The 26,046-nt window shown below is 44.6% G+C and carries 22 protein-coding genes; 11 read left to right on the top strand and 11 right to left on the bottom strand.

Annotated features, from left to right (window positions below):
* Positions 1–21 precede the first annotated feature (21 nt).
* Positions 22–561, top strand: coding sequence for a cysteine hydrolase family protein (locus NSQ91_RS18340; RefSeq protein WP_076184470.1), 540 nt, complete (start codon positions 22–24; stop codon positions 559–561).
* 51 nt (positions 562–612) lie between these two features.
* On the top strand, positions 613–2,064 hold the full coding sequence (locus NSQ91_RS18335; protein ID WP_076128292.1) for a nicotinate phosphoribosyltransferase: 1,452 nt from the start codon (positions 613–615) through the stop codon (positions 2,062–2,064).
* A gap of 265 nt (positions 2,065–2,329) precedes the next feature.
* On the opposite strand, the gene NSQ91_RS18330 is transcribed toward NSQ91_RS18335, so the two are convergent.
* Together NSQ91_RS18330 and NSQ91_RS18325 are read right to left on the bottom strand one after the other, a co-directional pair.
* Positions 2,330–3,388: a hypothetical protein gene (locus NSQ91_RS18330; RefSeq protein WP_340919246.1), complete on the bottom strand. Its 1,059-nt coding sequence runs from the start codon at positions 3,386–3,388 to the stop codon at positions 2,330–2,332.
* The gene (locus NSQ91_RS18325) at positions 3,325–4,668 is read right to left on the bottom strand and encodes an amino acid permease (protein WP_036688050.1); all 1,344 of its coding nucleotides are present in this window, start codon (positions 4,666–4,668) and stop codon (positions 3,325–3,327) included. The genes NSQ91_RS18330 and NSQ91_RS18325 overlap by 64 nt, the downstream gene beginning before the upstream one ends.
* A 322-nt stretch (positions 4,669–4,990) precedes the next feature.
* Here NSQ91_RS18325 and NSQ91_RS18320 point away from each other — a divergent pair, with 322 nt between their 5' ends.
* Together NSQ91_RS18320 and NSQ91_RS18315 are read left to right on the top strand one after the other, a co-directional pair.
* On the top strand, positions 4,991–6,001 hold the full coding sequence (locus NSQ91_RS18320) for a 2-oxoacid:acceptor oxidoreductase family protein (protein WP_038571642.1): 1,011 nt from the start codon (positions 4,991–4,993) through the stop codon (positions 5,999–6,001).
* Between the two features lie 25 nt (positions 6,002–6,026).
* The gene (locus NSQ91_RS18315) at positions 6,027–8,333 is read left to right on the top strand and encodes a thiamine pyrophosphate-dependent enzyme (RefSeq protein WP_076304068.1); all 2,307 of its coding nucleotides are present in this window, start codon (positions 6,027–6,029) and stop codon (positions 8,331–8,333) included.
* Positions 8,334–8,637: 304 nt separating this feature from the next.
* Here the strand turns inward: NSQ91_RS18315 and NSQ91_RS18310 are convergent, their stop codons facing one another.
* The 5 genes from NSQ91_RS18310 to NSQ91_RS18290 all read right to left on the bottom strand — a co-directional run bounded on the left by NSQ91_RS18310 (position 8,638) and on the right by NSQ91_RS18290 (position 13,375).
* Positions 8,638–9,456, bottom strand: a complete 819-nt coding sequence (locus tag NSQ91_RS18310; RefSeq protein WP_076304069.1) for an ABC transporter permease — start codon at positions 9,454–9,456, stop codon at positions 8,638–8,640.
* On the bottom strand, positions 9,453–10,463 hold the full coding sequence (locus NSQ91_RS18305) for an ABC transporter ATP-binding protein (protein WP_076304142.1): 1,011 nt from the start codon (positions 10,461–10,463) through the stop codon (positions 9,453–9,455). Before NSQ91_RS18305 ends, NSQ91_RS18310 begins: the two co-directional genes overlap by 4 nt.
* A gap of 30 nt (positions 10,464–10,493) precedes the next feature.
* Positions 10,494–11,291: an ABC transporter permease gene (locus tag NSQ91_RS18300; RefSeq protein WP_076304070.1), complete on the bottom strand. Its 798-nt coding sequence runs from the start codon at positions 11,289–11,291 to the stop codon at positions 10,494–10,496.
* A gap of 24 nt (positions 11,292–11,315) precedes the next feature.
* On the bottom strand, positions 11,316–12,353 hold the full coding sequence (locus NSQ91_RS18295; RefSeq protein ID WP_081390503.1) for an ArsR/SmtB family transcription factor: 1,038 nt from the start codon (positions 12,351–12,353) through the stop codon (positions 11,316–11,318).
* Positions 12,354–12,856: 503 nt separating this feature from the next.
* Complete coding sequence (locus NSQ91_RS18290) at positions 12,857–13,375, bottom strand: MogA/MoaB family molybdenum cofactor biosynthesis protein (protein WP_076128304.1); 519 nt, start codon at positions 13,373–13,375, stop codon at positions 12,857–12,859.
* Positions 13,376–13,540: 165 nt separating this feature from the next.
* Here NSQ91_RS18290 and NSQ91_RS18285 point away from each other — a divergent pair, with 165 nt between their 5' ends.
* The 5 genes from NSQ91_RS18285 to NSQ91_RS18265 all read left to right on the top strand — a co-directional run bounded on the left by NSQ91_RS18285 (position 13,541) and on the right by NSQ91_RS18265 (position 17,433).
* Positions 13,541–14,560: a CobW family GTP-binding protein gene (locus tag NSQ91_RS18285; protein ID WP_076128306.1), complete on the top strand. Its 1,020-nt coding sequence runs from the start codon at positions 13,541–13,543 to the stop codon at positions 14,558–14,560.
* A 91-nt stretch (positions 14,561–14,651) separates the two neighbouring features.
* Positions 14,652–14,999 carry a four-helix bundle copper-binding protein gene (locus tag NSQ91_RS18280; protein ID WP_036688030.1) on the top strand — a complete coding sequence of 116 codons (348 nt, stop codon included), beginning with the start codon at positions 14,652–14,654 and terminating at the stop codon, positions 14,997–14,999.
* Positions 15,000–15,251: 252 nt separating this feature from the next.
* The gene (locus tag NSQ91_RS18275) at positions 15,252–16,196 is read left to right on the top strand and encodes an ABC transporter ATP-binding protein (RefSeq protein ID WP_340919237.1); all 945 of its coding nucleotides are present in this window, start codon (positions 15,252–15,254) and stop codon (positions 16,194–16,196) included.
* Between the two features lie 14 nt (positions 16,197–16,210).
* On the top strand, positions 16,211–16,924 hold the full coding sequence (locus NSQ91_RS18270) for a hypothetical protein (protein ID WP_340919235.1): 714 nt from the start codon (positions 16,211–16,213) through the stop codon (positions 16,922–16,924).
* Positions 16,925–16,968: 44 nt separating this feature from the next.
* Positions 16,969–17,433 carry a hypothetical protein gene (locus NSQ91_RS18265; protein ID WP_038571625.1) on the top strand — a complete coding sequence of 155 codons (465 nt, stop codon included), beginning with the start codon at positions 16,969–16,971 and terminating at the stop codon, positions 17,431–17,433.
* Here the strand turns inward: NSQ91_RS18265 and NSQ91_RS18260 are convergent.
* The 3 genes from NSQ91_RS18260 to NSQ91_RS18250 all read right to left on the bottom strand — a co-directional run bounded on the left by NSQ91_RS18260 (position 17,425) and on the right by NSQ91_RS18250 (position 22,666).
* Complete coding sequence (locus NSQ91_RS18260; protein ID WP_340919232.1) at positions 17,425–18,663, bottom strand: winged helix-turn-helix domain-containing protein; 1,239 nt, start codon at positions 18,661–18,663, stop codon at positions 17,425–17,427. The genes NSQ91_RS18265 and NSQ91_RS18260 overlap by 9 nt on opposite strands.
* A gap of 108 nt (positions 18,664–18,771) precedes the next feature.
* Positions 18,772–20,859: an ABC transporter ATP-binding protein gene (locus tag NSQ91_RS18255; RefSeq protein WP_076219221.1), complete on the bottom strand. Its 2,088-nt coding sequence runs from the start codon at positions 20,857–20,859 to the stop codon at positions 18,772–18,774.
* A gap of 58 nt (positions 20,860–20,917) precedes the next feature.
* Entirely contained in the window at positions 20,918–22,666 is a 1,749-nt protein-coding gene (locus NSQ91_RS18250; RefSeq protein ID WP_340919229.1) for an ABC transporter ATP-binding protein, read from the bottom strand.
* Positions 22,667–23,159: 493 nt separating this feature from the next.
* Between NSQ91_RS18250 and NSQ91_RS18245 the strand changes: the two genes are divergently transcribed.
* Positions 23,160–23,477, top strand: coding sequence for a HesB/YadR/YfhF family protein (locus NSQ91_RS18245; protein WP_076304075.1), 318 nt, complete (start codon positions 23,160–23,162; stop codon positions 23,475–23,477).
* A gap of 112 nt (positions 23,478–23,589) precedes the next feature.
* On the opposite strand, the gene NSQ91_RS18240 is transcribed toward NSQ91_RS18245, so the two are convergent.
* Positions 23,590–24,105, bottom strand: coding sequence for a hypothetical protein (locus NSQ91_RS18240; RefSeq protein ID WP_036688017.1), 516 nt, complete (start codon positions 24,103–24,105; stop codon positions 23,590–23,592).
* 122 nt (positions 24,106–24,227) lie between these two features.
* On the opposite strand from NSQ91_RS18240, the gene NSQ91_RS18235 reads away from it, so the two are divergent.
* A complete protein-coding gene (locus NSQ91_RS18235) occupies positions 24,228–25,976 on the top strand; it encodes an ABC transporter ATP-binding protein (RefSeq protein WP_076128337.1) in 1,749 nt (582 codons plus the stop codon).
* Positions 25,977–26,046 lie beyond the last annotated feature (70 nt).

Genomic DNA, 26,046 nt, shown 5'->3' with positions numbered 1-26,046 from the left:
ATCAGGGGAGGGACGATTCTCATGAGAGCACTAATAGTAATTGACTTTACCAATGATTTTGTCGATGGGAATTTACCGGTTGGGCAGCCTGCAATCGATATCGAGCCAAGAATCAGCCAATTAACGTCTGAGTTTGTCCAAAATGGCGATTATGTTGTAATGGCTGTGGATTTACATGAAGACAATGATCCTTATCATCCCGAGAGTAAACTGTTTCCACCTCACAATGTACGAGGGACTAGAGGGCGGGAGCTTTATGGAAGTTTGAAAACTGTTTATGAAGCTGACCAGGATTCCATCTATTGGATAGACAAAACTCGATATAGCGCTTTTAGTGGAACTGATCTGGAGATTAAGCTGCGGGAACGTGGCATTACTGACCTTCATTTGATTGGCGTATGTACAGATATATGTGTTTTGCACACTGCGGTGGATGCATATAACAAAGGTTTTACTATTACTGTGCACGAAGATGCGGTCGCCAGCTTCAACGCGGATGGACATAAATGGGCACTAAATCATTTCCGGGGAAGTTTAGGAGCAGACGTTGTTAAGGCATAATACTATAAAAAACATACACATACAGCAACGTGGATATTAGGAGATGAGGACTTGAAGAGAGAACTTGCGCTACATACAGATAAATATCAGATCAATATGATGTATGCCCACTGGGTGAATGGAAGCCATAAGCGAAAAGCTGTATTTGAAGCTTATTTCCGCAAATTGCCTTTCGGAAACGGCTATGCCGTGTTCGCAGGATTAGAGCGTATCGTGGGGTACATCGGCGGCTTGCGTTTCACCGAAGATGATATCCGTTACTTGTCGGAGCAAGAAGAAAATTACGCTCCTGCTTTTTTGGAAGAATTGCTGCAATTTCATTTTCAGGGCAACGTTTATTCGATGAAAGAAGGGGCGTTGATTTTCCCGGATGAACCGCTAATCCGTGTGGAAGGGACGATCATGGAAGCGCAGCTGGTGGAGACCGCTATTCTGAACTTCATGAACTACCAGACGCTGATCGCTACAAAGGCTTCCCGAATCAAGCAGGTAGCTCCGAATGATATTCTGCTGGAGTTTGGTACCCGTCGGGCACAAGAAGCGGATGCGGCGGTCTGGGGCGCTAGAGCGGCCTATATCGGCGGCTTTGATGCAACCTCCAACATGCTGGCAGGTAAAATGTTTGGCATCCCTACCAAAGGTACACATGCTCATTCTTGGGTTCAGAGCTTCAGCAGTGAGCAGGAAGCTTTTGATGCTTATGCCAAGGTGATGCCGGATGAAGTTACACTATTAGTTGATACCTTCGATACGTTGCGCAGTGGTGTGCCGAATGCGATTAGAACCGCTAAAAAGCTTGAAGCTCAAGGTAAAAAGATGATCGGTATCCGCTTAGACAGCGGTGACTTGGCCTATCTATCCCGGCAGGCACGGAATATGCTGGATGAAGCGGGGCTCGATTATGTGAAGATTGTGGCGTCCAACGATCTGGATGAGAATACAATCATGGATCTGAAGCTGCAAGGTGCAGCCATCGACACATGGGGTGTAGGCACACAATTGATTACGGCTTCGGATCAACCCTCTTTGGGTGGGGTCTATAAGCTGGTAGAAATTGAGTCCGCAACTGGAGAAATGGTACCGACAATCAAGATTTCTTCTAACCCTGAAAAAGTATCCACACCAGGCAGCAAGGACGTATTCCGGATTATCGGGAAAAATGGCAAAGCGCTAGCAGATTATATCTGCTTCCCGGAAGAGGAAGCTCCACGTAACGGCGGTCGGGTGAAGCTGTTTAATCCGCTGCATCCATACATGCACAAGTATGTGGAGCGTTATGAAGCACTGCCAATGCTTGAACCGATTTACGTGAACGGCTTCCAAGTTTATACTTTGCCGGATCTGAATGAAGTTCGCCGTTACCATCGGGAGCAGAAGGATCTGTTCTGGCCGGAATATCTGCGTAAGCTCAATCCAGAGGTGTACCGGGTGAATCTGAGTGAGAAGGTCTGGACCAGCAAGCAACAATTGATCGCGGAGCATATTCAGCCGGAGATCGAGTAGATTTTGTAGTTTCGATGGAAAGAAGCACGGGAAGATTAGATTCCTGTGCTTTTTTGCGTTTGGGTGAAGCCGACGTTTGGGGGAAGCTGACGTTGGGTGAAGCTTGCGTTTGTTAACTTCGAACGCCGTAAGTTTATTTTCTGAAAGTATATTTAGCTAGTTTGTCCGCGTATATCTGATTTGGATTTCGTTGCATTTTGTGCAACAGAACACTACTTAAAGTACATCGAGAAATTACCATACCCCAAAAGAATAAGTAAATCCCCTAGAATGAGACGAATCCAGTACGAGTGGGTAAATCAACGGTATAAATCCCGCAGAATGAGGCGTATCCGGTGTGAGTAGGTAAATCAACGGTATATATACCGCAGAATGAGGCGAATCCGGTGAGAGTAGGCAAATCAACGGTATAAATCCCGTAGAATGAGGCGAATCCGGTGAGAGTAGGCAAATCAACGGTATATATCCCGCAGAATGAGGCGCATCCGGTGTGAGTAGGTAAATCAACGGTATATATCCCGCAGAATGAGGCATATCCGGTGCGAGTGGGCGAATCAACGGTATAAATCCCGCAGAATGAGGCGAATCCGGTGCGAGTGGGCAAATCAACGGTATAAATCCCGCAGAATGAGGTGCATCCGGTGTGAGTGAGCAAATCAACGGTATAAATCCCGCAGAATGAGGCGTATCCGGTGCGAGTGGGCAAATGAACGGTATAAATCCCGCAGAATGAGGTGCATCCGGTGTGAGTGAGCAAATCAACGGTATAAATCCCGCAGAATGAGGCGAATCCGGTGCGATTAGGTAAATCAACGGTATAAATCCCGTAGAATGAGGCGAATCCGGTGTGAGTGAGCAAATCAACGGTATATATCCCGCAGAATGAGGCGAATCCGGTGCGAGTGAGCAAATCAACGGTATATATACCGCAGAATGAGGCATATCCGGTGCGAGTAGGTAAATCAACGGTATATATACCGCAGAATGAGGCGAATCCGGTGTGAGTAGGTAAATCAACGGTATAAATCCCGCAGAATGAGGCGAATCCGGTGCGAGTGAGCAAATCAACGGTATAAATCCCGTAGAATGAGGCGCATCCGGTGTGAGTAGGTAAATCAACGGTATATATACCGCAGAATGGGGCGTATCCGGTGCGAGTGAGCAAATCAACGGTCCCATAAGAAAAGGTGTATCCCCGTTCTACGCAATCGCGAAGAACAATGGATACACCTTTTTTCATGTTAGTGCGAGATATATAGTTTAGTTCTTCTTCCGGAATTTCGCGAATGACCAGATGGTAAGCATCAGCAGGAAGCCCAGACATGTGCCTATGCTGATCCGGTTCTGAGTGTCGAAAAGGAAGGAAATCGTGATAACCGACAAACAGATAAGCGTCAAAATCGTAATATAAGGGAAACCCCACACTTTAAAGCTTGGCTCTTTAGGATAGGTTTTCCGCAGCTTCAGCTGTGATAGGCAGATGCTGATCCATACCAAGCTTACTACGAAGCCGGGAACAGCCATCAGCAGCCGGAAAAGTCCATCCTGTGCGAAGTACGCTAACATAGAACCAACAAAAAGAACTATAGCGCAAAGTTTAAGACTGTTGATCGGCACACCTTTTGCTGAGGTTTTTGCTAAGCTACGTGGAGCTTCACCCTGTGAAGCCAAAGAGTGCAACATCCGTGTGGCGCCGTAGATACCAGAGTTAGCAGCAGAGAGCACAGCCGTAATCAGTATGAAGTTCATAACATGGTCAGCACCCTTAAGTCCTGTAGCTGCTAATACCTGCACAAAGGGGCTGGTATGCTCGTTAAGCTGATTCCAAGGAATTAACCCACAGATGATCAGAATTGGAATGGTGTAGAACAGAATAACACGTAAAATGAAGCTTTTGACAACTCTAGGCAACACTTTTTCTGCATCTTGAGTTTCTGTTAAAGTTAGTCCAATCAGCTCAGATCCGCCGTAGGAGAACATGACGACCAGAAGGGCAGAGAAGATAGGTGTCCAGCCTTGTGGGAATAATCCGCCATAATCCGTAAAATTACTTAAATAGGGAGTCCCTTCAGACATAGGCAATAGCCCAAACAATAATGCAGCTCCCAGAATAATAAAGATGATAATCATAGCTATTTTGATTCCTGCTAACCAAAACTCCGTCTCTCCATAACCGCTTACACTCATCATATTGATGCCAATAATTAAAGCACCACTTGCTAGACTCAGTAGCCATAATGGAACATCCGGTAACCAGTATTGCAAGAAGCTTCCTGCCGCCAGCACTTCGATCACGCAGACAGTCAACCACATGAAGCAATATAGCCAACCCACGATAAAGGAGAGCCGTTCTCCAAAAGCCTCGCGGATGAATTCCTTCATATTTTTGTTCGGGTATACCGTGGCCATTTCGGCAATTGCACCCATAACGACTAGTAGCAGCAAGCCTGCCAATACATAGGAGAGAACAACCCCTGGTCCAGCAATGCTTATCGTTTCAGAGCTTCCTTTAAAAATCCCCGTACCGATTACGCCGCCCATCGCCATAAAGCTGATATGCCGTGGAAGCAATTTTTTCTGTAATGATGCTTCGTTTGACTTCACATTTAATGCCTCCTAAGTAGGTTCAAAAAATTACACCAAGAATCAGTTTATCCTGAAATGGACTAGTTGAAAAGTATAAATGATACACATTTGTAGAAATAGAGGTGATTTTTCATCGGTGTGTGATATTTATCATGAAGAATGTGATGAATTTAACATCTTAATTTTTAATTTTATTGCTAAATGAAAGTAGATAAATAAGCTTAGGCAACACTTGGAAAATGCAAGATTTGTCACTTCGCGTCTTGCAAAATCAAGTTACAATCGTTGAAAAAGTCAAAAGGATATTATACTAGATGACATTCTGAAAGGGGCTATGTCGGTGGTACAGTTACCAAAAGTGAACGAGCTCGGATTTTTTGAGATTCGTCTGGAGTCAATTGGAGGGTTGGGTGCGAACCTGGCTGGTAAAATGCTTGCAGAAGCAGGTGTTGTCGGTGCTGGAATGAATGGGGTCAGCTTTTCGTCATATGGTTCGGAGAAGAAGGGATCAGCGGTAAAAGCGCATATCCGGTTTTGTGATTTGAATACGCCTATTCGTGACACGTCTCCGGTTGAGCGTCCGCATGTTGTTGGGGTATTTCACGAAGCATTAGCAAAGACAGTTAACGTAATTAGCGGAATTTATGAACATAGCACAGTATTGGTGAACTCAGCAAAATCGCCGGAGGAATTGAAATCCTCCCTGAATATGATGGCAGGAACTATTGCAGTCGTTGATGCTACAACTATCGCCTTAGATGAGAAAAACCGCGTTAATATGGCGATGCTAGGCGCGTTGTTCCGGATGTGTGATTTCTTGGACCCTGAAATTATGAAAGGCGTTATAGAGAAATCACTAGGCAAAAAATATCCACAGGCAGTACAGTCAGCACTGACTACTTTCGACCGTGGATTTAATGAAGTTAAGTTTATGCATTTTCCACTGCCTGCGGGCGTGACAATGCCTGAGTTCGTGCGGTCTGATATTTCCGCATTGGGTTATGAAACACAGCCAATCGGCGGTACCATTACGAATCCTGGCAGCAGCTTTTTAAAGAACTTGAGCATTTCTCGCTCCGGTTTGCTGCCTCATTTTAAGCAGGAGGATTGTATTCATTGTGCGCAGTGCGATACGGTGTGTCCTGATCTGTGTTTTGTTTGGGATGAGCAGCCTGATAAGAAGGGACGTCCACAAATGTTCCTGCAAGGTATTGATTATCAATACTGCAAAGGCTGTTTAAAATGTGTAGAAGCTTGTCCTACAACTGCCTTGTCTGGCGAACGTGAGGAAGAGGGCTACGCAGAGAGTCATACGGTCCGGCATATTTTTGATCTCGTTACTGAGGCCTAATTAACGGAGGAAAGGTGGAATACACGTGGCTATAGATTATGAAAAAGAAGTAGGCTCTGCTAAAGTAGAGCAGAAATTCCTATATGAATCCGGCAATGAAATGGCGGCTTATGCTGCTCATCAGATAAATTATCATGTAATGGGGTATTTTCCGATTTCTCCATCGACAGAAGTAGCGCAATTTCTTGATACGATGAAAGCGAATGGCCAGCATGATATTATGCTGATTCCGTCAGATGGCGAGCATAGCTCTGCTGGTATCTGTTATGGCGCTTCAACGGCTGGCGGACGTGTATTTAATGCTACCAGTGCCCAAGGTTATATGTTCATGCTTGAGCAATTGCCTGTACAAGCTGGTACGCGTATGCCTATGGTTATGAATCTAATCTGCCGTTCGATCTCTGGACCGCTGAATATTCACGGGGACCATTCAGATTTGTATTTTGCTTTGAATACAGGTTGGCCTATTTTAATGTGCCGGGATCCACAATCTGTTTATGATATGAACCTAATGGCATTGAAGCTTGCGGAACATGCTAAAGTTCGTCTTCCGGTAATGGTGGCTTCAGATGGATATTTCACCTCCCACCAGAAACGCCGCGTTCAAGCTTTTACTCATCGGGAGGATGTTCATAAATTTGTTGGACCGCAGCCTCCAACAGGCTTTACCGATACTTTAGACCGCAATAATCCGGTAACGGTTGGTCCTTATATGAACGAACCTGACTATATTAACAACCGCTATCAGCAGTCCGTAGCTATGTACAATGCGGGTGAAGTTTTTGAAGAAATTGCGAAGGAATTTGCTGAGTTAACCGGACGTCATTATCCAATGATCGAGGAATATCGGATGGAAGATGCTGAAGTAGCCGTATTCTTGATGAATTCTGCCTCTGAGATTATTAAGGATGTTGTGGATCAGCTTCGGTTGCAAGGGATCAAAGCCGGTGCAATCTCGCCGAATATGATCCGTCCTTTCCCGCAGAAGCAAATTGCTGAAGCGCTGAAAAATGTTAAAGCAATGACCGTTGGTGACCGTGCAGATTCTGTTGGCGGACATGGTGGTAACATGGTCAATGAAATCAAGGCAGCGCTGTTCACATATGGCAACACTACGACTAAAGTAATTAGCCGTATCTATGGTTTGGGTGGTAAGGACTTCTACGCAGAAGATGGTCATGCCTTTTTCCAATTAGCAATAGATGCTGTTGCTGCAGATCGAGTAGACATACCATTTGATTATTATGGCCACAATCCGGGTACACCAGATAAAGCTCCGCAACGTCTTCTGAAGCCAATGGACTTTGACTTACTGAAGACAGGCTTAATCACTGTGAAACAGGATGAAGCAACAGGCAAATTAAGCGTACGGATTCCGCCACTGCGCAGCTTAACGAAGAAACCTAAACGGCTCTCCCCAGGGCATGGTGCGTGTCCAGGTTGCGGGATTTTCTCAGGACTGGAGACTTTCTTCAAAGGGATTGAAGGGGATATCGTCGCACTTTATCATACAGGCTGTGCCATGGTAACGACTACGGGGTATCCGTATTCCTCCCATAAATCAACGTTTATCCATAATCTTTTCCAAAATGGAGCGGCTACCTTGTCCGGTGTCGTAGAGATGTTCTGGGAACGCAAACGTCGCGGTGAGCTGGATGGACTAGGGCTTAAAGAGGACTTTACGTTTGTTATGGTAACCGGAGATGGCGGTATGGACATCGGGATGGGACCGGCAATTGGAGCTGCACTGCGTGGTCACAAAATGATTATTGTAGAGTACGATAACGAGGGTTACATGAATACTGGAGCACAGCAGTCCTATTCGACACCACTGGGTCACCGTACTTCAACCTCCAGTATCGGCAAGCAGCAGCAAGGTAAAGTTACTCAGCATAAAGATACAGCACAAATTATGGCGGCTACTAACATTCCTTATGTCTTCACGGGTTCGGAGGCTTATCCGCAGGATCTGGTGAAAAAAGCGGCAAAAGCACAGTGGTACGCACAAAACGAAGGTTTGGTGTATGGTAAAATCCTGATCGCATGTCCGCTAAACTGGATGTCTGATGATAAGGAAGGCACGAACATCGTATCATTAGCTGTTGAGTCTTGCTTCTTCCCGTTATATGAAGTAGAGCATGGTTCTACGAATATCACATATAACCCTGAAGATAAGGGCAAACGTGTTGAGCTCTCAGCATGGCTGAAGACAATGGGTAAAACTCGTCATTTGTTGAAACCTGAGAATGAGCCAGCTTTACACAGCTTCGAAGAAGAAGTTGAGCGCCGTTGGAATCGTCTCAAGGCAAAACACGAACATCCTGACTTATAAGCTGTGTTTATCTCCAGTATATAAAATATGAAATAACCCGGCAGATTTGTCTGCCGGGTTATTTTGTGGTTAGGGAGCATTTGCGCGTAAGAAGCAGTTTTCGGACACCGCTGACCTTAAACACAGCTTTCTCTCCCGTTTGAAATTCTAACGGACTCCATAGCAGTTATCGGCCCTAAAACTCCCCAAATGAACCCTTTTTGAAGGAATAGTGTCACTGGAGTCCGCGAAACTTCTGAAAAAGCTAAAAACCAGCAAATAACGTCTCTTAGGTCCTATGTGTTAAAAACTTGGTCATTTACAGTTAGAATAAAGTCCAGTTTCCTTTTACTCTTGCATGTTGTTCTGCTCTAACCAGAAGATAGCGGGTACAAATGACAAGACAAGCACTACCTACGATTAAAGCGCCGAGAGCCCACCACCAGCTAGTACCGATATTATCGTATAACGCCCCGCGCACAAGAACCAGACTATATGTGAGTGGAAACAGAAGGGATAAACCCGTTGCCCATGCTGGGAATACTGCTGGTGGAATACGAACCCCGCCAAACAGCTCCATTGGTGCTTGAAAGATGTAATAGAGTAGCCCTGAATCCCTTGAGAATAGAGATATCGCACACAGCAAAGCTCCCCATATAACCGCTGATATCATGATAAGTATTAATACAGGTAATAAGGCGCCCCAGTTAACAGTCGTTACGTCCGCAAGAAAAATGAAAGTCAGAATGGAGAAGCAAGCGAACATCCATATTCCGTGAAATAGTGAATATACGGAACGTCCATACAGGAAGGCCATTTTTGACGCTGGCGTTAGGAACACTACCTCAAGTGTGCCCCCTTTGCGTTCTTGTTCGAATAACCATGCGGCTTGCACAACCGTCCAGTATAACTGAAAGACGAGATATCCGCTCAGCAGAAAAAGGGGAATCCGTCCATCTGGTATTACTGTTGAGAGTGCTGATCCTGCTCCGGTTCTAAAGGGCTGCATAGTAAAGTAGGTGGTTAAAAAGGTGAGCGCCGGCCAGAGTAGAAGTGAAAAAAACACTGCGCGTCCCTTAACTCTATTTCGATGCTGCTTAGTGATCTCCGCGCTAAGGGTAAACCATAAGCTATGTAAGTTCATGATACCCTTCCTTCCGAAAGGAGGATAATCGCATCCTCCAAAGTAGGTTTTTCGGATGCGAAGCTTTTAATGCTAAGCCCCTGCTCAGTAGTCCATGGCAGGAGCTCTGTAATGATTCTATCAGCCAAAGGTGTCTTTACAGAAATGCGCTGCAGTCCATCATTTTGAAGTTCTAGTTTTTCTGTTGCGCAGACACCCATTAATTCCGCAGGCTGAGTAAATGTTCGTAGATGCTCTAGTAGCTTGGGACGAAGTGATTCATGCCAGCCTGTAACCTCTAAATGAGCAGTTTGCGAGCCTGCAACCTGATGGACAATCCGCTCAGGTTTGTCACAGAGCAGAAGCTCGCCTCGATTCAGTACATAAACTCGGTCACATAGTTCTTCGACCTCCTGTAAATAATGGCTGGTCAGAAGGATACCCTTTCCACTGTCCAGTGCAAGCTTTCTTATCGTACTGCGAAGCTGCCTGGCAATAGGGGCATCAAGGCCAAGTGTGGGCTCATCTAGAAATAAGTATTGTGGATCGTTGATAAGTCCGCGGGCGATTTGCAGCCGTTGCTTCATCCCTTTAGAATATTGTTCAACGGGTTGGTCAGCAGCTTGGGTCAAACCTACTTCCTCCAGAAGACGTTCTGCTTCTCTAGCAATTTGAGGGCTGTTCATTCCATAGAGTTTACCGAAATATTCAAGATTCTCTCTACCAGTGAGCCGCCAGTACAACATTCGTTCTCCTCCGGCGATCATATTTACTTTTTGCTGAATGGCCTGTCGATTCTTGTGTAGTAACATTCCATCGACTTCAATACTGCCGGAGGTTGGCTCTAGGAGAGTAGAAAGCATACGTATTGTAGTGGTTTTTCCAGCGCCATTTAGACCGAGAAGACCTACGATTTCCCCCGCAGCGATATCTAAAGATAGTGATTTCACTGCTGTCACTGATCTTTTTTCCGAACGGAACCAGCTCAGTTTATGTTTGCTCTCGTAAATCTTAGTAACTTCATGCATATTAATCAATGGTTTCACTCCTCCAAGGTTTTAGAATCGTTCGAACAACCCGCGCTCTATGCGCCGGTTTGTCCATTGACCAACCGTTATGTATACAACACTAAGCAGTATGATTGGCCATATGTCAGGTAATCGTATTGCTTCTCCAGTTAGCAACGAGCCTCGAAGGAGTTGTAGCGCATAGGTCAATGGGAAAATCTCACCTATAACCTGCAAGTAGTCAGGCAAGTATTGCCTTGGAAACTGAAATCCACACAGTAGAGCAGTTAGCGTAAATAGAGTATTTTGCACAATGAAGGTGTCCCTTGTATAAAGCATAATGCTTCCTAGCACCAGCGCCATCGCATAACACGATAGTAAAAATAGCAAAATTCCCACGAAGACAGATAGGAAGTCAACTGAGGGGAGTCGAAGTCCTGCTAAAAGGCCAAAGAAGAGAACCACCAGCAATTCCGCCCCACTTCGATACAACTGCTGGACAGCGTTTCCTAGAAAATAACCGCTCCGGCTTGAAGGGGAGAGCAACAGTGCCTCAAGTGTACCTTCCCTCCATTCGGTAATAAGTGCCCTGGATACATTCATCATCATACTGACGGAAAATATATTGAGCATACCTCCAATAATTACATAGGTCAGATAGTCCTCACTGCCACTATAGATAGCAAATTTTGAATCTATATCCCCTTTGATTAGATACACATAAGAAAAATAAGAGATGATGACTAGATAAACTCCATCAATAATGTGCCCGAATGTAAAGGTCCAGGGAAAGGCTCTAAGATTAGATTTTTGGTTTCTTTTTAGGGTTGCGATAGCGATATGCCACATATGTACTCACACCTTTCATTAACCTCATTGTTCAAGGTACTGCCTTTGCAGGATGAGCAGATTATCAAAGACTTCTTTGTTCACTGAATAAAATAAATAATTCCCTTTTCGCTGTGATTGGGTAAATCCTGCTTCACTTAGTTGTTTTAGCTGTTTAGAGACCGCAGCTTCAGAAATACCCAATATTGGCGCAAGCTGCTTAGTACAATGCGGCCCTTTCCACAGCAGTTTCAGAATTCTCATCCGCGTATCATCACTTAAAGCTTTGAGTTGGCGCAACAGGTCACTCGGCGGTCCCTCACTAAAGGCAAGACCGGGAACATCCACCGTGAGAGGCAAAAATAAAGTGTCTTCGAACCAGCCAACAAGCAGATGCGGAAATATGAATGTAGAAGGAAAAACGTACACTTGTCCAAGCTGGTCATAAGGAAAGTAATACGTTACAGCCTTTTGTACTGTCAGAGTCCCGTTCTCTGAGAGGAGGCGTGGGTGGAGCGTATTTAGTGCCTTTTCCGGGGAACGACTGGCTAAGTCTTGAAACTGAGCGGCTGAGATGTTCATAAATGGTTCAATATAGTCCCATTCCTGCCCGAAATAATCATGTTCGTATGTAATTAATGTTGAGATTAACAGCTTGCGAACACTAGCCAGATTGTTTATCAGGTACTTCACGTTTCCACTCAACTTCATCAGCGAACGTTTGCTTTCCGATTCATTCAGCCATTCGACTATGGTACTTAGTGCAATTTCTTGATTCATAAATAGATACACTAGCTCTGCATCCGGAAGTTTTTTGAGTAGGGTGATTCCTTGATTGCAAGAAATAGGGACACCCATACGGTCCGGTAAATCTAGCAGAGCGATCCAACGTTCTGACAACTGCCCAAGTGTGTGGATGTTCTCCTGTAGAGCAAGAGGCATTCTTTTCTTGAGCTCCAAAGCCCATTGTAATCTTGTTGGATGGTGTTCTGGTTGATGGAAGACATGCAGACTGCATAATAACTCATGAAAAGGACTGACGACCGTTTTGATCTTTCGATTTAAAGTTTGGAGTGAGCTCATCTCTTTCCTTTCCGATTAACTGTTTGGTTAATCAAAAACCACTTTCGCGTAAAGTGTTCAAAATTATAGGGGGAATGGTCAGGATTGTCAAATCTTTTATGCAGAAAAAAGCGAGAGCACATCTCCATGTGTTGGACATGGATGTTTCTCTCACTTATAGGATTCTTTTAATAGAGTTATGAAGTAGAGTTTTATCTTCTGCCTCTAGGCATCATGGAGTTATCGCACATGATATCTTTAACAGAATAGGTGTAGCAATGGCGAGGAACTGGGACACAGTGATGGCGTCTAACGATTTCTACCGGGTGAATAACATTCACAACTTGAGGGTGGTAATAATCTTGATAAACCACCTTAGGTGGGTCAGTGACAGTTTGGGCCGGACATTTTGGACATTCTTCTGACATTTCCTTCAGCTCCTTTGTGTGTGAACTTACCGTATTATACGCACAGAACAAAGGTATGCTTGGTTATTTGTCTAGTTTATAAAAAAATGGGTGGGATTATTGTTTGTATATCTCTCGCATTACATGACGAAGCTCCGGGATAATTAGCCGTTCCATAGCCAATTTAACGGCTCCAGTGGAGCCGGGCATAGAAAAAATAGCTGTGTTGCCAATCGTACCTGCAATTGCTCGACTAAGGATTGCCGCCGAACCTATATCTTCTGTGTAGCTTAACATTCGAAAAATCTCACCGAAGCCCGGCAGCGTTTTATCCAGCAAGGATGAAACTGCTTCGTAGGTGGTATCACGGGGAGAAATTCCTGTTCCACCCGTGAGCAGTACGGCTTCAACTCCAGTGTGATCAGCGTTTTTATAGAGTAGTTCACGAATGTCTTGATAGTTGTCTTTGATAATGGTACGGCCTATAACTTCATAACCGGCAGCCTCAAGCATGGATTGGATTAAAGCTCCACCGGTATCTGTTTCAGTAGTTCTGGTGTCTGAGACGGTAATGATATAGCAGGACACGGACTGTGGTGCTTCCTTCCGATGTTCTTCAACGGATGACAATGAGATCAGCTCCTAAATTAGAGATGTTCTCATGATAGGGTATGGGGGAAGCAAAGACAAGTTTCGTTATCCAGCGCTAATCTTTTGAGGATATAGGGGTGCCGCTTGCGTGCTTTGGCATCATGTAGTAAACTCGCTACCATACCCGTAATTTGCAAGGAGCGATGAATCATGGAACAGGTTGTACCTGTGTATATATTGTCAGGATTTCTGGGAAGCGGCAAAACTACCCTGCTGCAGCGCCTGCTGGAACATTGGAAAGATCAGGGCTTACGCCCGGCAGTAGTGATGAATGAGCTGGGTGAAGTGAATCTGGATGGGCTGCTGGTTGAGCAAACCGTTCCTATGGCAGAGCTGCTCGGCGGCTGTATCTGCTGTTCTATTCGAGGGGATCTCAGCACAGAGCTAACAACTCTTATCAAGAAGGAATCACCTGATGTTGTTGTTATTGAGGCCACAGGTGCGGCGAACCCGCTGGAAATTGTAGATGGCGTAACCGAAACTTCACTGTATCAAAAAGTAGAGCTGAAAAGCTTGATCACCGTCGTTGACGCCGCGCATCTGCTCGAATTGTACCGTGCGCAGCAGGGCGCAACCTATCGACTGATGCAGGAGCAAATTCGCTGCGCCTCTGTTTTGATTCTGAATAAAACTGACCGTGTCTCAGCAGATGAAGCGGAAGAGATCACAACCGTTCTGCGAAAATGGAATTCTTATGCACCGATTATGCCAGCGGAGCGTTGTGAGATCGACACAGAGGAGCTCCTGCGTAGCGCAGGTGGAGTTCTTACGGATACACAGCTTGAAGAGAGCGACAGCGAAAGCCATGTGCATGAGGAAGCTCTGCAATCTTCAGGAGCCACCCACGCTTCCCACGATCACGTGATGGCATACACACATTACTTCAAACGACCTGTCAACAGCGAGACCTTTGAACAGTTCGTCAAGGAGCTTCCGCGTGATGTTTATAGGGCTAAAGGCATTGTGACCTTTAATGACACCTCCAGTCGCTTTCTTTTTCAATATGCTTACCGTGAAGCTGATTTTATGAAAATCACACCTCAAGGCGAAGTGCCAGACGTAGCTGTATTTATCGGGGAACATTTCTCATCCAGTGAGTTACGCACGAAGCTGCTGGAGATGGAAGGACGTATTTTAGTTCGGCCTGGAACGATCAAAAGAAGCCTGTAATCCGTTCTGCTTCAGAAGAAGCTGTGGTTCATTCCTAATCTTGTAGGTTAATAGTAAGGCATACCATTAAAAATGCAGGAGGTTGAAGGCTATGACCCGAATTCAATATCAGGAGTGCATTGACGCTTGTCTCGAAAGTATGAATGCCTGTAACTACAGCTATGTCTCAAGCCTAAAAGAATATGATCTTGCATCTCTTCGTGAGAGCATGCGGCTCGATCGTGAATGTGCGGATATTTGTTCTTATGCCATTCAAGCAATGACCCGTCAAAGTCCGTTTGTATCTGGAATTCTAAAACTATGTGCAGAAATATGTGAAGCATGCGCGGATGAAAGCAGCAAGCATATACATAATCACTGCCAAGAATGTATTAATGCCTGCCGTAAAGCTGCAGAGGCATGCCGTTTGATTAGCGATGCTGTTGAGGTATACGCGTAAAATCGTATAACTTAACTCTCATATATGAACTGATAGCCAGATTGTTGCTGTAGAAATATAGCAATAGTCTGGTTTTTTATATCCAGATCTGTTTGATTCATGCTATTGGTAGAAAAATAGGGGAGAAATACTGGATTGAAAGTAAATTTTAGAAAGGGCTGCTATGGCAGTTCTTTCTTTTTTTTGATTCCTAGAAGAGGAAATTCGTAGGGAACCGGAGAATTAACAGTAGATATGAAGGGAGAATGTTAAGTGGCGAACTTAGTAGATCGTAACTTTGCCGGCGGTAGTATAGGTGTTGCTACTTCCCTAATTGAATTAGAGCAGATCAGTAAACAGTATGGACGCCGACCCGTATTGGAGGATGTATCGTTCACTATTGAAAAGGGAACTGTAACAGCTCTGATCGGACGAAACGGATCCGGCAAAAGTACCCTGTTGTCAATCTTAGCTGGACTTGTCCACATTTCCTCAGGAAAGCTGAGTTGTAAGGATCCAAATCTGAGAATTGGTTATGCACCTGAAATGTTTCCAGGATTGAAGCTGACCCCAGAACAGTACTTGCGAAGTATGGGTCAGATTAGCGGCCTTGCGCCAGTCCTGATCGAACAGGAGCTAACAACGTTATTTCAACTTTTTAAACTGGAGCACTTTCGCAAGCAGTCGATGCTAGATTTCTCCAAAGGAATGCTGCAAAAAATTAATTTGATTCAAAGCTTGTTGGGAAGTCCCTCGTTGCTGCTTCTTGATGAACCTATGTCGGGCCTTGATCTCCCCTCAATGAATAAGTTAGCGGATCTTCTCATCGTTTTGAGAAATAAGGGGACTGCTATAGTCTTCTCTGTACATGAACCCCAATGGATTGAATTGCTTGCGGATCAGGTTCATGTGATACATGAAGGGAAAATTGTAAAGTCAATTCAGGGGTCAGAGAAGCTAAACATAAAACCCTCTACATACATACTATTGTCTAATCTGTCGATTCAGAAACTGCAGCAATTGAAGGAAATGGCAGGTTTCATTTCAATAAATACGTTTAAGGATAGTTGTAACATAGAACGTACGGCGTTGACAGTAACAAGTTCAGAATCAGATACTTTTTTGCGGGTTATCTTGGAGTCGGGTGGTTCAATACAATCGGTAGAACCTCGCGGAGGATCGCATGACTTAGAAAAATGGATGAATCCTAGGAGTTGAACAGGGGGTCTTACGTGTATCCGTTTATCGTTTACATGCTGCGAAGTTATACTCGATCTCAGCGTTATTTCGGCCCGTTAGCAGGGATTGTGATTGCAGTCTTGATATTGTATTCTTATAAGCCCAATCCAGTTATGAATAGCTATGCCGCTACAGCAGTAATGCTCTTTATAAGCTGCGCTTGGATGAGTCTTAGTTTTTTGAATCATGAGCACGCTGTTCATCGGCAGATTGCAGTTGTTCACATGCGAAGTGCGGCTAAACATAGTGCAGGTGGTATCTTAACGCTTGCATTTCTAACGCTGCTGCTAGATCTATTGATTGTCCTTTATCCTTGGGTAACGGGTCATTTTGCAGAATCACCCGGGGGATATCGGTTAATTCTCGCGCTCATAGGACATGGATTATTGGGTATGCTTGGTGTGGCTATTGCCCTATTCTTTCAATCTTCTTGGGTTCAAAAAGGCAGTCACGCGACAGGTATGTTGTTAGCTATCGTTATACTATCACTGGGCGGAGCACAAATCAGCGAAAGTTTGCCTGGTATATTTCATTTTTTGATCTGGTTGTTGCCGCCAGTAACTCCTGTAATGGAGGCCATGATGAAAGCTGATACATTGTCATTAGCGAAGGTTTTAGGTTCCTTTACACAAGCATTAGTATATATAACACTGCTTATCGGTTTTTATTTGTACAGATCAAGACAGAGGGATTACAACAAAACATAACTTGTATAGATAAAAGGAACAAGGATACAGAAGTGGGGGAAAAGATGAAGGATACATATGTACCTGAGAGTGAACAATCAAAAGAGTTATTCGCCTATTTTGGACTGGCAGTTTATTATGGACAGGCCCTCGAGCAGCAGCTTACCAACTTGCTATTGCTTACTAAGCTATCACAAGGAAAAACGCCAACAGAAGCAGATCTGACAGACCTTTATCAGCGAAAACTCAGCAATTCACTCGGCCAACTCATCAAAGAAATCCAACATCATTTTCCTTTCTCGGAGCAAGAAACCGCTCAGTTGGAGGAAGTGTGGAAACAACGTAATTACATCGTTCATGATTACTTTAAAGAGCGTATACAGGAAACCTTTACGCCTGCCGGAAGGGCTAAAATGATTCGGGAGCTGAAACGTTTTAAAAATAAAGCAAGTAGACTTGAAGTTAAACTGCAAGGCTACTGCACAGAAATGTTCACGAAACTTGGATTAGAGGAGGAAAACTTATTGTAATAATCCTTCTAATCCGCAAGCTGTTACAACCTCTGGTCTAAAATGAACCGAAGAAGCTCTAACACAGCGAGAGAGTGCAGTTAAAGCTTCGCCTAATGCCGGAATCATCTCCGGTGTTAGGCTTTCTCCAGGTTCCCACCACCAATTGTTAATATTCAATGTTTGGCTCTTCTTATCCATCACCGGTTCAAATCTGCCAACAAAACGATCATTATATAATATAGGCAGTACATAGTAACCATATTCTCGTTCTATTGCCGGCTTATAGACCTCCCAGCGGTAATGAAATCCGAATAATTGCCGAACCAGCTCACGTTCCCACAACAAATTATCCAGCGGAGCCAAAACGGCCGCAAATGAATCACGTGGTTGAAGCCCAATCTCTTCAGATTCTTGCAGTATCACAGACTCCAAGGTTGGAGCATCTATACTGCGGATATAAAGCGGAACCTTAATCCCCTCGACCCAAACTTTTCTGAGACTATCCTTCTCCAGCAATCTCTGAATCGCCGCCGCACGCTCTTTGCTCTTCAGTCCGGATATGCCCAGCCATCCGTCTCCAGATTTATTCCATAACAAGCCGATACTTCCTATTCTACGTAACACATACCAATCATGAAATTGTTCTTCCGTGACATTTGGATCGGCTGAACTCAGCAGCTCTGAGGGTAACAAACGTTCAGCGAAATCATAATATCGCCGGGTATGTACACGATGGTGGACAACAATCTCTCCCCAAAAGTACATGCTTTCCATTGCAGCTCGTGATAATCTTGTCGGAGCCCAAGCCCAATCTACTTTTTCCTTTCCGTCTAAATCCAGAGAGGAGAGGGGACCACGCTTCTGAAGCTCTTCACGAACCCGTGCTACAGCGACCATTACAGGCTCATTAGCCTGATGATGGGAGGCAGCAGCAGTTCTTCTCCGCTTAAAATAAGGCCAATCCTCTGTACAATAAATAGACATGTTCTTGTCCCAGCCATCAACGAGCAGTCTGTCTTCATACAGAAGCTCTTGGACCAGTTCTGGCGTAAATCCCGGAATCCGTGCCTGGAGGACCAGCTCATGATTATGGCCAGCGATATTAAGGGGGTCATATTGGATGCAGCCTACGTGACGAACATAGTCATAAATACTAAGTTTTCCAGAAGGGATAGCTCCAGCAGTTAACTTTTGATGAGATAGCAGAAAAAGCCTGGCTTGTTTCTTAGTCAAATTATAAGTAAGCATCGTTTGCTCCTCCAAGGTTATGTATTAATTTCCATAATACAGAACATCTGTTCTAAGATCAAGCAGGAAAAAACCCTGAATCACAATGAAGTGACTCAGGGTTGTAAATTACATTTTCTCAAGAGAGGGTTGCAAGTTTCCGAGTGCTGGACGGTTGCTTGCGCCAGCGTTATCGCCAGAGCTGTTAGCAGCAGCACCTACTTGCAGCTGGTACATACGGAAGTATCTTCCGCCAAGCGCCATCAGTTCATCGTGGCTGCCGCGTTCTACGATCTCTCCGTGATGCAGGACTAGAATCTGATCTGCACTGCGAATCGTGGATAAGCGGTGAGCGATGATGAAAGTGGTGCGTCCTTTTTTGAGAACTTCCAGCGCATCCTGAATGACGCTTTCCGTTTCTGTATCGATGTTGGAGGTAGCTTCATCTAGAATGAGAATAGCTGGGTCAAAGGAGAGAGCTCTCGCAAAAGAAATCAATTGCCGCTGACCCGCAGATAAAGTACTTCCTTTTTCGATGACAGGTTCATCAAATCCTTGTGGAAGATGAGCGAGTAACTTATCCGCACCAACCTCACGCAAAGCACGTTCTACCCGTTCACGGGAAATTCGTTCATCCCCTAGGCTGACGTTCGAAGCAATGGTGCCCGTGAAGAGGTACGGATCCTGCAGCACGATGCCCATGTGATTCCGCAGCCACTGCTTCGGAATATCCGTAACCTTTTGACCGTCAATCGTAATATCGCCTTTTTGTGGATCATAGAACCGGAACAGTAGATTGATGATTGAGCTTTTGCCGGAACCCGTATGACCTACAAGAGCGACAGTTTCACCCGGGCGTGCTTCAAAGGAGATATCGCGCAGGACGTAGTCTTTTTTATAAGCAAAAGATACATTCTTAAATTCCACTTTCCCTTTGTAGCGTGGCATGGAGCCGTCCGTAACATTCTCTCCAGGTTCATCCATAAGCGTAAACACACGTCCCGCAGATACCATAGAAGTATCCAGGTTCGCCAACTGGTTCACCATACCTGTGATAGGCTGGAACAAACGTCCGAGCACATCGACAAAGGCATACAGAACGCCTAAGGATACAAAGGTTGAACCAGTAATACTGCCATGTCCGAAATACCAAAGCACCATCACAAAAGAGAGACTGCGAAGTGAGTTCACCAGATTGTGGGACGTGAAAGCATTCAGATTTAACATTTTATTCTGATATTTCAAGTAATCATCGTTCAGGTTCTCAAATTCTGCACTAAGCTGCTTCTGACGGCGGAATATCCGGACGATTGACATCCCCTGAATCGATTCATTAATAATGGCGTTAATTTCACTTAGACGTGAGCGAATGATCGTATTGTATTTGGTCGCAATTTTGCGATAGAGCACGATCCACAGCACAAGAATAGGTACAATGAACAAGCTGATCAGACCCAGACGGACATCAAGTAAGAACAGAGCGATATACACGCCAGTTATATTGATAATACCGGTGCTGAAATTGGAGAGGACCGCAATGAATAGATCCTTAATCGCCTCGGTATCATTTGTAACCCGCGACACTACCTTACCAGCAGGCAAATTGTCAAAAAAATGAACGGGTAGTCGCTGGATATGCGCGTATACATCTGTCCGCAGCTTCCGGATTACCTGATTCGCCGAAGATTGCAGCCAGTAGGTTTTTCCGAATTCAGCAAAGATGGAGATTACAAGGAAAATAGCATACATTCCGACCAACTGATAGATCCCAGGAAGCTCGGGTTTGTAAAAAGCGAACAGCTCATCTGCCGACAGCTTAACCGCGGGATAGATAACTTCGTTATCACCACGGGTGATATGCATCTCTCCATCGATGAACTTTCGTTCACCGTCAGGCTGTGTTACAGCTTCGTTAATAAAATAGAAACTTCTCCCTGCTTGAAGAACACGAATTTCTTGGCCTTTAGTTTCACCGGGCTCAAAGCGATCGCCGCGTTTGTATAAACTATTGTTATATTCAGCCGCCTTATCGGGAGACGTGGTGCTGAAATAGGGCTTCTCGATGGCCAGCATGTGATTGTCGATCATGCTTTTGGCTATAAATGGACCTGCCAGCTCTGCCGCTACCCCGATTGAAAGCAGCAGAAGGGCTGCGATAAAGGTTTTCTTTGCGGTCAATGCATATTCCAGCAGGCGTTTGCCTGTACTTTGTGTCAACCGTGACACCTCCTAAAATGTTTTGCGTAGTCGTAGCTCGTTTATTTATGGTTGTAGTTTAATCATTTGACAAGTTATTTTCGACTTGCTGCCGATCATATTGCTCACGGTACCAGCCATTCAAATCCAATAGTTCCTGATGTGTACCTCGCTCAACAATTTGTCCGTTATCCAGTACAACAATCATGTCGGCATGTTGGACGGCAGAGAGACGGTGAGTAGAGATTAATGTGGTTTTTCCGGCACGTTCATTCCGGATATTGTCGATAATCTGAGCTTCCGTACGAGCGTCAACGGCTGATAAGGCATCGTCCAGAATAAGGATATCAGGATTAGCGATAAAAGCTCTGGACAGAGAGACACGTTGCTTTTGTCCACCGGAGAGGGATACACCACGTTCACCCACCAGAGTATCCAGACCATCGGACAATGTGCCCAGGTCGTTCTGGAAAGCGGCAGCTGTAATGGCTTGCATAATCGTATCGTCATCGGCGTTGTCTAGACCAAACTGAATGTTTTGCCGAACGGATTTGGAGAAAAGGATTTGCTCTTGTGGAACATAACCCATCCAGCTATGCAGCTGATCCAGGGAAATCTGTTGAATAGGCACGCCAGAGATAAGGATTTCTCCATAACCTGTCGGATATTCGCGGAGCAATTGTTTGAGCAGTGTAGATTTCCCGCTTCCTGTACGCCCGACTACACCTAATGTCTGCCCTTGGTTCAGGGTTAGGTTGACATGGGTTAGATTGTCTATCGTCGAAGAAGGATAACGGAAAGTCACATCGTTAAGCTCGATTCGAGTAGGGTGGGGAACTTGAACGGGATGGGCAGCATTTTGAACATCGGGTTTGGAGTTTAACGTCTCGTCGATACGTTCGAGGGAAGCTCCACCACGCTGCATAATGTTGATCAATTCTCCAATAGCGAACATCGGCCATACAATCATACCGAGATACATATTAAAGGAGACTAGATCACCCAGTGTGATCTGATTGCGGAATACAAGGTAAATCCCATAAGTAAGACCAATAATGTAGCTGAGTCCGACGCAGAAGCGGATAGTTGGTTCGAAGAAAGCATCGACACGAGCTACGGCCATATTTTTGTTGTAAACATCTTCAGTAATATCCGAGAAACGTTTTTCATCAAGACGCTCTTGGACATAAGCACGGATCACGCGCACACCAGAGACAGATTCGAGCACTTGGTCATTCATATCTCCGAACGCATCCTGCGCTAAGCTGTACCGATCATGAATAGCTTTACCATAAAAAATCATAGCTATTGCAATTAGAGGTAATGGTAATACTGCTGCAAGGGTCAGCTTCCAACTGACGAGAAAGCCCATCGCAAACAGCACAACCGTAAGGTAGATTGTAGAATCCACCAGTGTAAGCATCCCGAATCCTACGGTAGCTGAGACGGCTCTGATATCATTGGTTGCCCGGGCCATGAGGTCACCAGTTCTATTTTTTTCGAAGAACGAGGGTGTCATAGTCATAAGATGATTCATAAATCGGGAGCGCAGCAGGCGCTCAACAAGGTTGGAACCTCCGAAAAGTTTGTGCATCCATATGTAGGTAATCCAATAAATAACTAGCAGCAAAATGAAGATCATGCCGATATATTTGGCAAGCGATGCTGTAGTAATCGAACCGCGTACTATGTCGTCAATGGCATTGCCTAGCAGACGTGGAGGGAGTAATTCAAGAACGCCCACACCTATGAGTAATATGAGTCCAATCAGGTAACGCCTTTTTTCTCGGCGAAAAAACCAGCCGAGATCGCGAAGAACAGAGAACAAGTAAATCCCTTCCTTTCAGGTTGTAATGATTGCTTGTGATGCTGATAAAAGCGCAAGTGATTATCTCTTCAGCAAACAAAAAAGGCATATCATCCGAAAACGGACGATATGCCTGTAATTTACAGCTATCATGCGCACGGTGCGTTACAGCACCAAGCATGTGAGAGACCTTCAAGAACTAAAGTTATACGGTCCATAAGACTCGCAAAAACTTCAGGATGGCTTAATCACTTGGGCTGCTTCGGTATTCGGTTGAGTAAAAATTCCAACAATAGTAAAATAATATGGCTGTAACTTCGTAAACACCGCGCTCACCCCTTTCATTAATTTGGTAATAACTAGAAGACGTTTAGTTATGTTCAGAGTTTATCATCCGGTTCGCGAATTTGTCAAACTTAATTTTAAATGGATTGGGAAATCATTAATTGCATAAAGTTGTTTGAATATCGACTTATTTTCGTTATGATTAGAATATACAAAGGAGCTGAGAGAAATGAACATGGAAATTAGTCAAGCAGCGGCAGCTTGGTTTAAGAGAGAATTGGACCTTAAGAATGGAGACTATATTCGTTTATTTCCCCGTTATAGCTCGGGAGGTGGACTTCACCCCGGTTTTTCGCTGGGCATTGCTACAGAAGCACCTGGGCGTCCAGCTATTCAGGTCAAACAGGATGATATTGTGTTCTACATGGAGGAGCAGGACTTGTGGTATATGGAAGGTTATGACCTATCTATCGTATACTCTGAGTCAGAGGATGACATTGAATATAAGTACGAACCAAAGCCGGCATCCGGCGAAGTGCAGGTATAGTTGTCTTAATGATTGTTTATTTTAATCAGGAAAAGCCCTTGCCAAAAGGCAGGGGCTTTTCAAATGCTGTCTTTAAAATGAGGGTATTCCAGTTGGAGATACATAGGTGTTATCAGTGCAAATTGCGAGAGGTTTCTTCCTCCAGAGCGAAGTCGAAGTCGTCAATATCGTACACCTGAACTGGAACTCCACCCTCGATGATCCGTTGAATCAATTCAAATTGATCCGTTAGGATAGGTACTTTCTCACGTTGTGAGGACAGCAGAAGCTCTGTTTCGATGGGATCGAACATCTCACCGTAGGCAGCGGTATCCATACTGTTAATGATGGTGATTTTGGATTGCCCGCCAAGGAGAATACCTGAGCTTTTCGCCCAAGGCACAGCTAAACAGCGGTTGATCTTCTTCGCGTTGAGCGGTTCTTCAAAATAAGCAATGAGCTCACTTATCTTCAACTTAACATGCTTGTCGTCGTCCGGACGGTTCATCAACGGATCATCGCTGTCTCGCAGTTCGTATAGTTCCATCACGGTAGTATAAGGCACTATATATTCTACAGGGCTGCTCGATACGAGAAGCTGGCCGTAAATCGCCATCATGACGGCTTCCGTCACAAATTGTCTAGACATCGTTATCCTCCTGAAGTTCGGTACTGCAATTGTACTTATGATCTAAAATTATAAAAACACTGTAGAGAGCAAAAGTCAACTGTACTTAGCAACTCACTAAAGAGAAGGGACAGAATATTCCTGTGAAGCAATGGAAATCATATTTTACTTTTGTACGACCTTATATGAAATTGATTGTGTTTACGCTGTTTATCGGCATGATCAAATTCAGTATTCCGCTAACACTGCCAATGATTCTGAAATACGTGGTCGATGACCTCCTAATGAACCCGAGCATGGGGATTGAGGAACGGGTATCACATTTGATGCTTATTCTGGGTGGTGCCTTAATTTTATTTGTTATCGTAAGAGGGCCCGTAGAGTATTATCGCCAATACTTTGCTCAGCTTATCACAAGTAAAGTGTTGTTCGATATGCGAAATAAGCTTTACAGTCATTTACAGCGGCTGTCACTGCGGTATTATCAGAATACCAAGGTGGGAGAAGCCATCTCCAGATTTATTAACGATGTTGAGCAGACCAAAAATTTGGTCGAAGTCGGCATGATGAATGTATGGCTCGACACGTTTACACTAGTTTTTGCTTTGGGATTTATGTTTTATTTAAATCCGGTGCTGGCGCTCGTGTCTATCTCGGTATTACCTTTTTACGCAATTGCAGTTAACAAATTGTATAAGCGGCTTAAGCTGTTAACGAAAGATCGTTCCCAAGCTCTGGCTGGCATTCAAGGTTATCTCCATGAACGGATTCAAGGGATATCAATCATCCGCAGCTTTACGATGGAAAAAGTGGATCAGAAGCAGTTTGAGGACATCAACGGTAACTTTCTTAAAAAAGCGATGGCGCAAACCCGCTGGAATGCTATGACCTTCGCAATAATTAATACATTAACGGATATAGCACCTCTTTTGGTCATCGGATATGGTGGTTATCAGGTCATTCATGGCAATTTGACAGTAGGTACCTTTGTAGCTTTCTTTGGCTATCTGGACCGGATGTATTCTCCGCTGCGGAGATTGATTAATTCCTCGACGGTGCTTACGCAAGCCTCTGCTTCTCTTGAACGGGTGCTTGAGCTGCTGAATGAGCCTTATGATATTGTAGACAAGCCGGGAGCAAAAGTGCTAAAGGATTCACGTGGTGAGATTGCTTTTGAGAATGTGTGGTTTAAATATAACGAAGAGAATGATTGGGTCTTAAAAGATATTAATCTGAGTATTCAGCCCGGACAGACCATTGCGTTCGTCGGAATGAGCGGTGGAGGAAAGTCCTCCCTTATAAGCTTGATCCCGAGATTCTATGACATCAGTAAAGGCAGCCTCCAAATGGATGGTTATGATATACAGGAATTAACACAGGAAAGCTTGCGTAGGTCTGTCGGCATGGTCCTGCAAGATAATTTCTTATTCAGCGGATCTGTGCGTGAGAATATTTTGTTCGGTAATCCTAATGCCACGGAAGAAGAAGTCATTTCAGCAGCAAAAGCTGCCAATGCGCATGATTTTATTGAGCAGCTGCCACTGGGTTATGAGACAGAAGTGGGAGAACGTGGTGTTAAGCTATCCGGAGGACAGAAGCAGCGGGTTGCTATCGCAAGGGTATTTCTCAAGGATCCGAAGGTTCTTATATTAGACGAAGCTACTTCGGCGCTGGATCTGGAATCGGAGCATTTAATTCAACAAGCGCTGCAGTCTCTTTCTTCGGAACGTACTACACTAATTGTAGCGCATAGACTGTCAACGATTACACATGCGGATCAGATTGTCGTACTTGAGAATGGTGAAATTACTGAACGGGGTACGCATGAACAGCTGATGGCGATAGAGGGTAGTTATGCGCGATTATTTAACGTACAGCATTTAGACGCTTAATATTTTTTTGGAAAAATACTTGAACAACTTAGTGGTCCTCTCGAAAGAGAAGGCCACTTTTTTTGAATTC

It is taken from the genome of Paenibacillus sp. FSL R7-0048, assembly GCF_038004505.1.
Taxonomy (GTDB): domain Bacteria; phylum Bacillota; class Bacilli; order Paenibacillales; family Paenibacillaceae; genus Paenibacillus_AQ; species Paenibacillus_AQ odorifer.
Note: the sequence above shows the minus strand (reverse complement) of the source record. Positions and strands in the feature narration are given on the sequence as shown.

Coding starts and splice junctions, on each gene's coding strand:
- NSQ91_RS18280 (WP_036688030.1), top strand. CDS start 14,652: ATGACCCGAATTCAATATCAGGAGTGCATTGACGCTTGTCTCGAAAGT.
- NSQ91_RS18330 (WP_340919246.1), bottom strand. CDS start 3,388: ATGTCTGGGCTTCCTGCTGATGCTTACCATCTGGTCATTCGCGAAATT.
- NSQ91_RS18245 (WP_076304075.1), top strand. CDS start 23,160: ATGAACATGGAAATTAGTCAAGCAGCGGCAGCTTGGTTTAAGAGAGAA.
- NSQ91_RS18260 (WP_340919232.1), bottom strand. CDS start 18,663: ATGCTTACTTATAATTTGACTAAGAAACAAGCCAGGCTTTTTCTGCTA.
- NSQ91_RS18285 (WP_076128306.1), top strand. CDS start 13,541: ATGGAACAGGTTGTACCTGTGTATATATTGTCAGGATTTCTGGGAAGC.
- NSQ91_RS18240 (WP_036688017.1), bottom strand. CDS start 24,105: ATGTCTAGACAATTTGTGACGGAAGCCGTCATGATGGCGATTTACGGC.
- NSQ91_RS18265 (WP_038571625.1), top strand. CDS start 16,969: ATGAAGGATACATATGTACCTGAGAGTGAACAATCAAAAGAGTTATTC.
- NSQ91_RS18300 (WP_076304070.1), bottom strand. CDS start 11,291: ATGTGGCATATCGCTATCGCAACCCTAAAAAGAAACCAAAAATCTAAT.
- NSQ91_RS18305 (WP_076304142.1), bottom strand. CDS start 10,463: ATGCATGAAGTTACTAAGATTTACGAGAGCAAACATAAACTGAGCTGG.
- NSQ91_RS18295 (WP_081390503.1), bottom strand. CDS start 12,353: ATGAGCTCACTCCAAACTTTAAATCGAAAGATCAAAACGGTCGTCAGT.
- NSQ91_RS18340 (WP_076184470.1), top strand. CDS start 22: ATGAGAGCACTAATAGTAATTGACTTTACCAATGATTTTGTCGATGGG.
- NSQ91_RS18310 (WP_076304069.1), bottom strand. CDS start 9,456: ATGAACTTACATAGCTTATGGTTTACCCTTAGCGCGGAGATCACTAAG.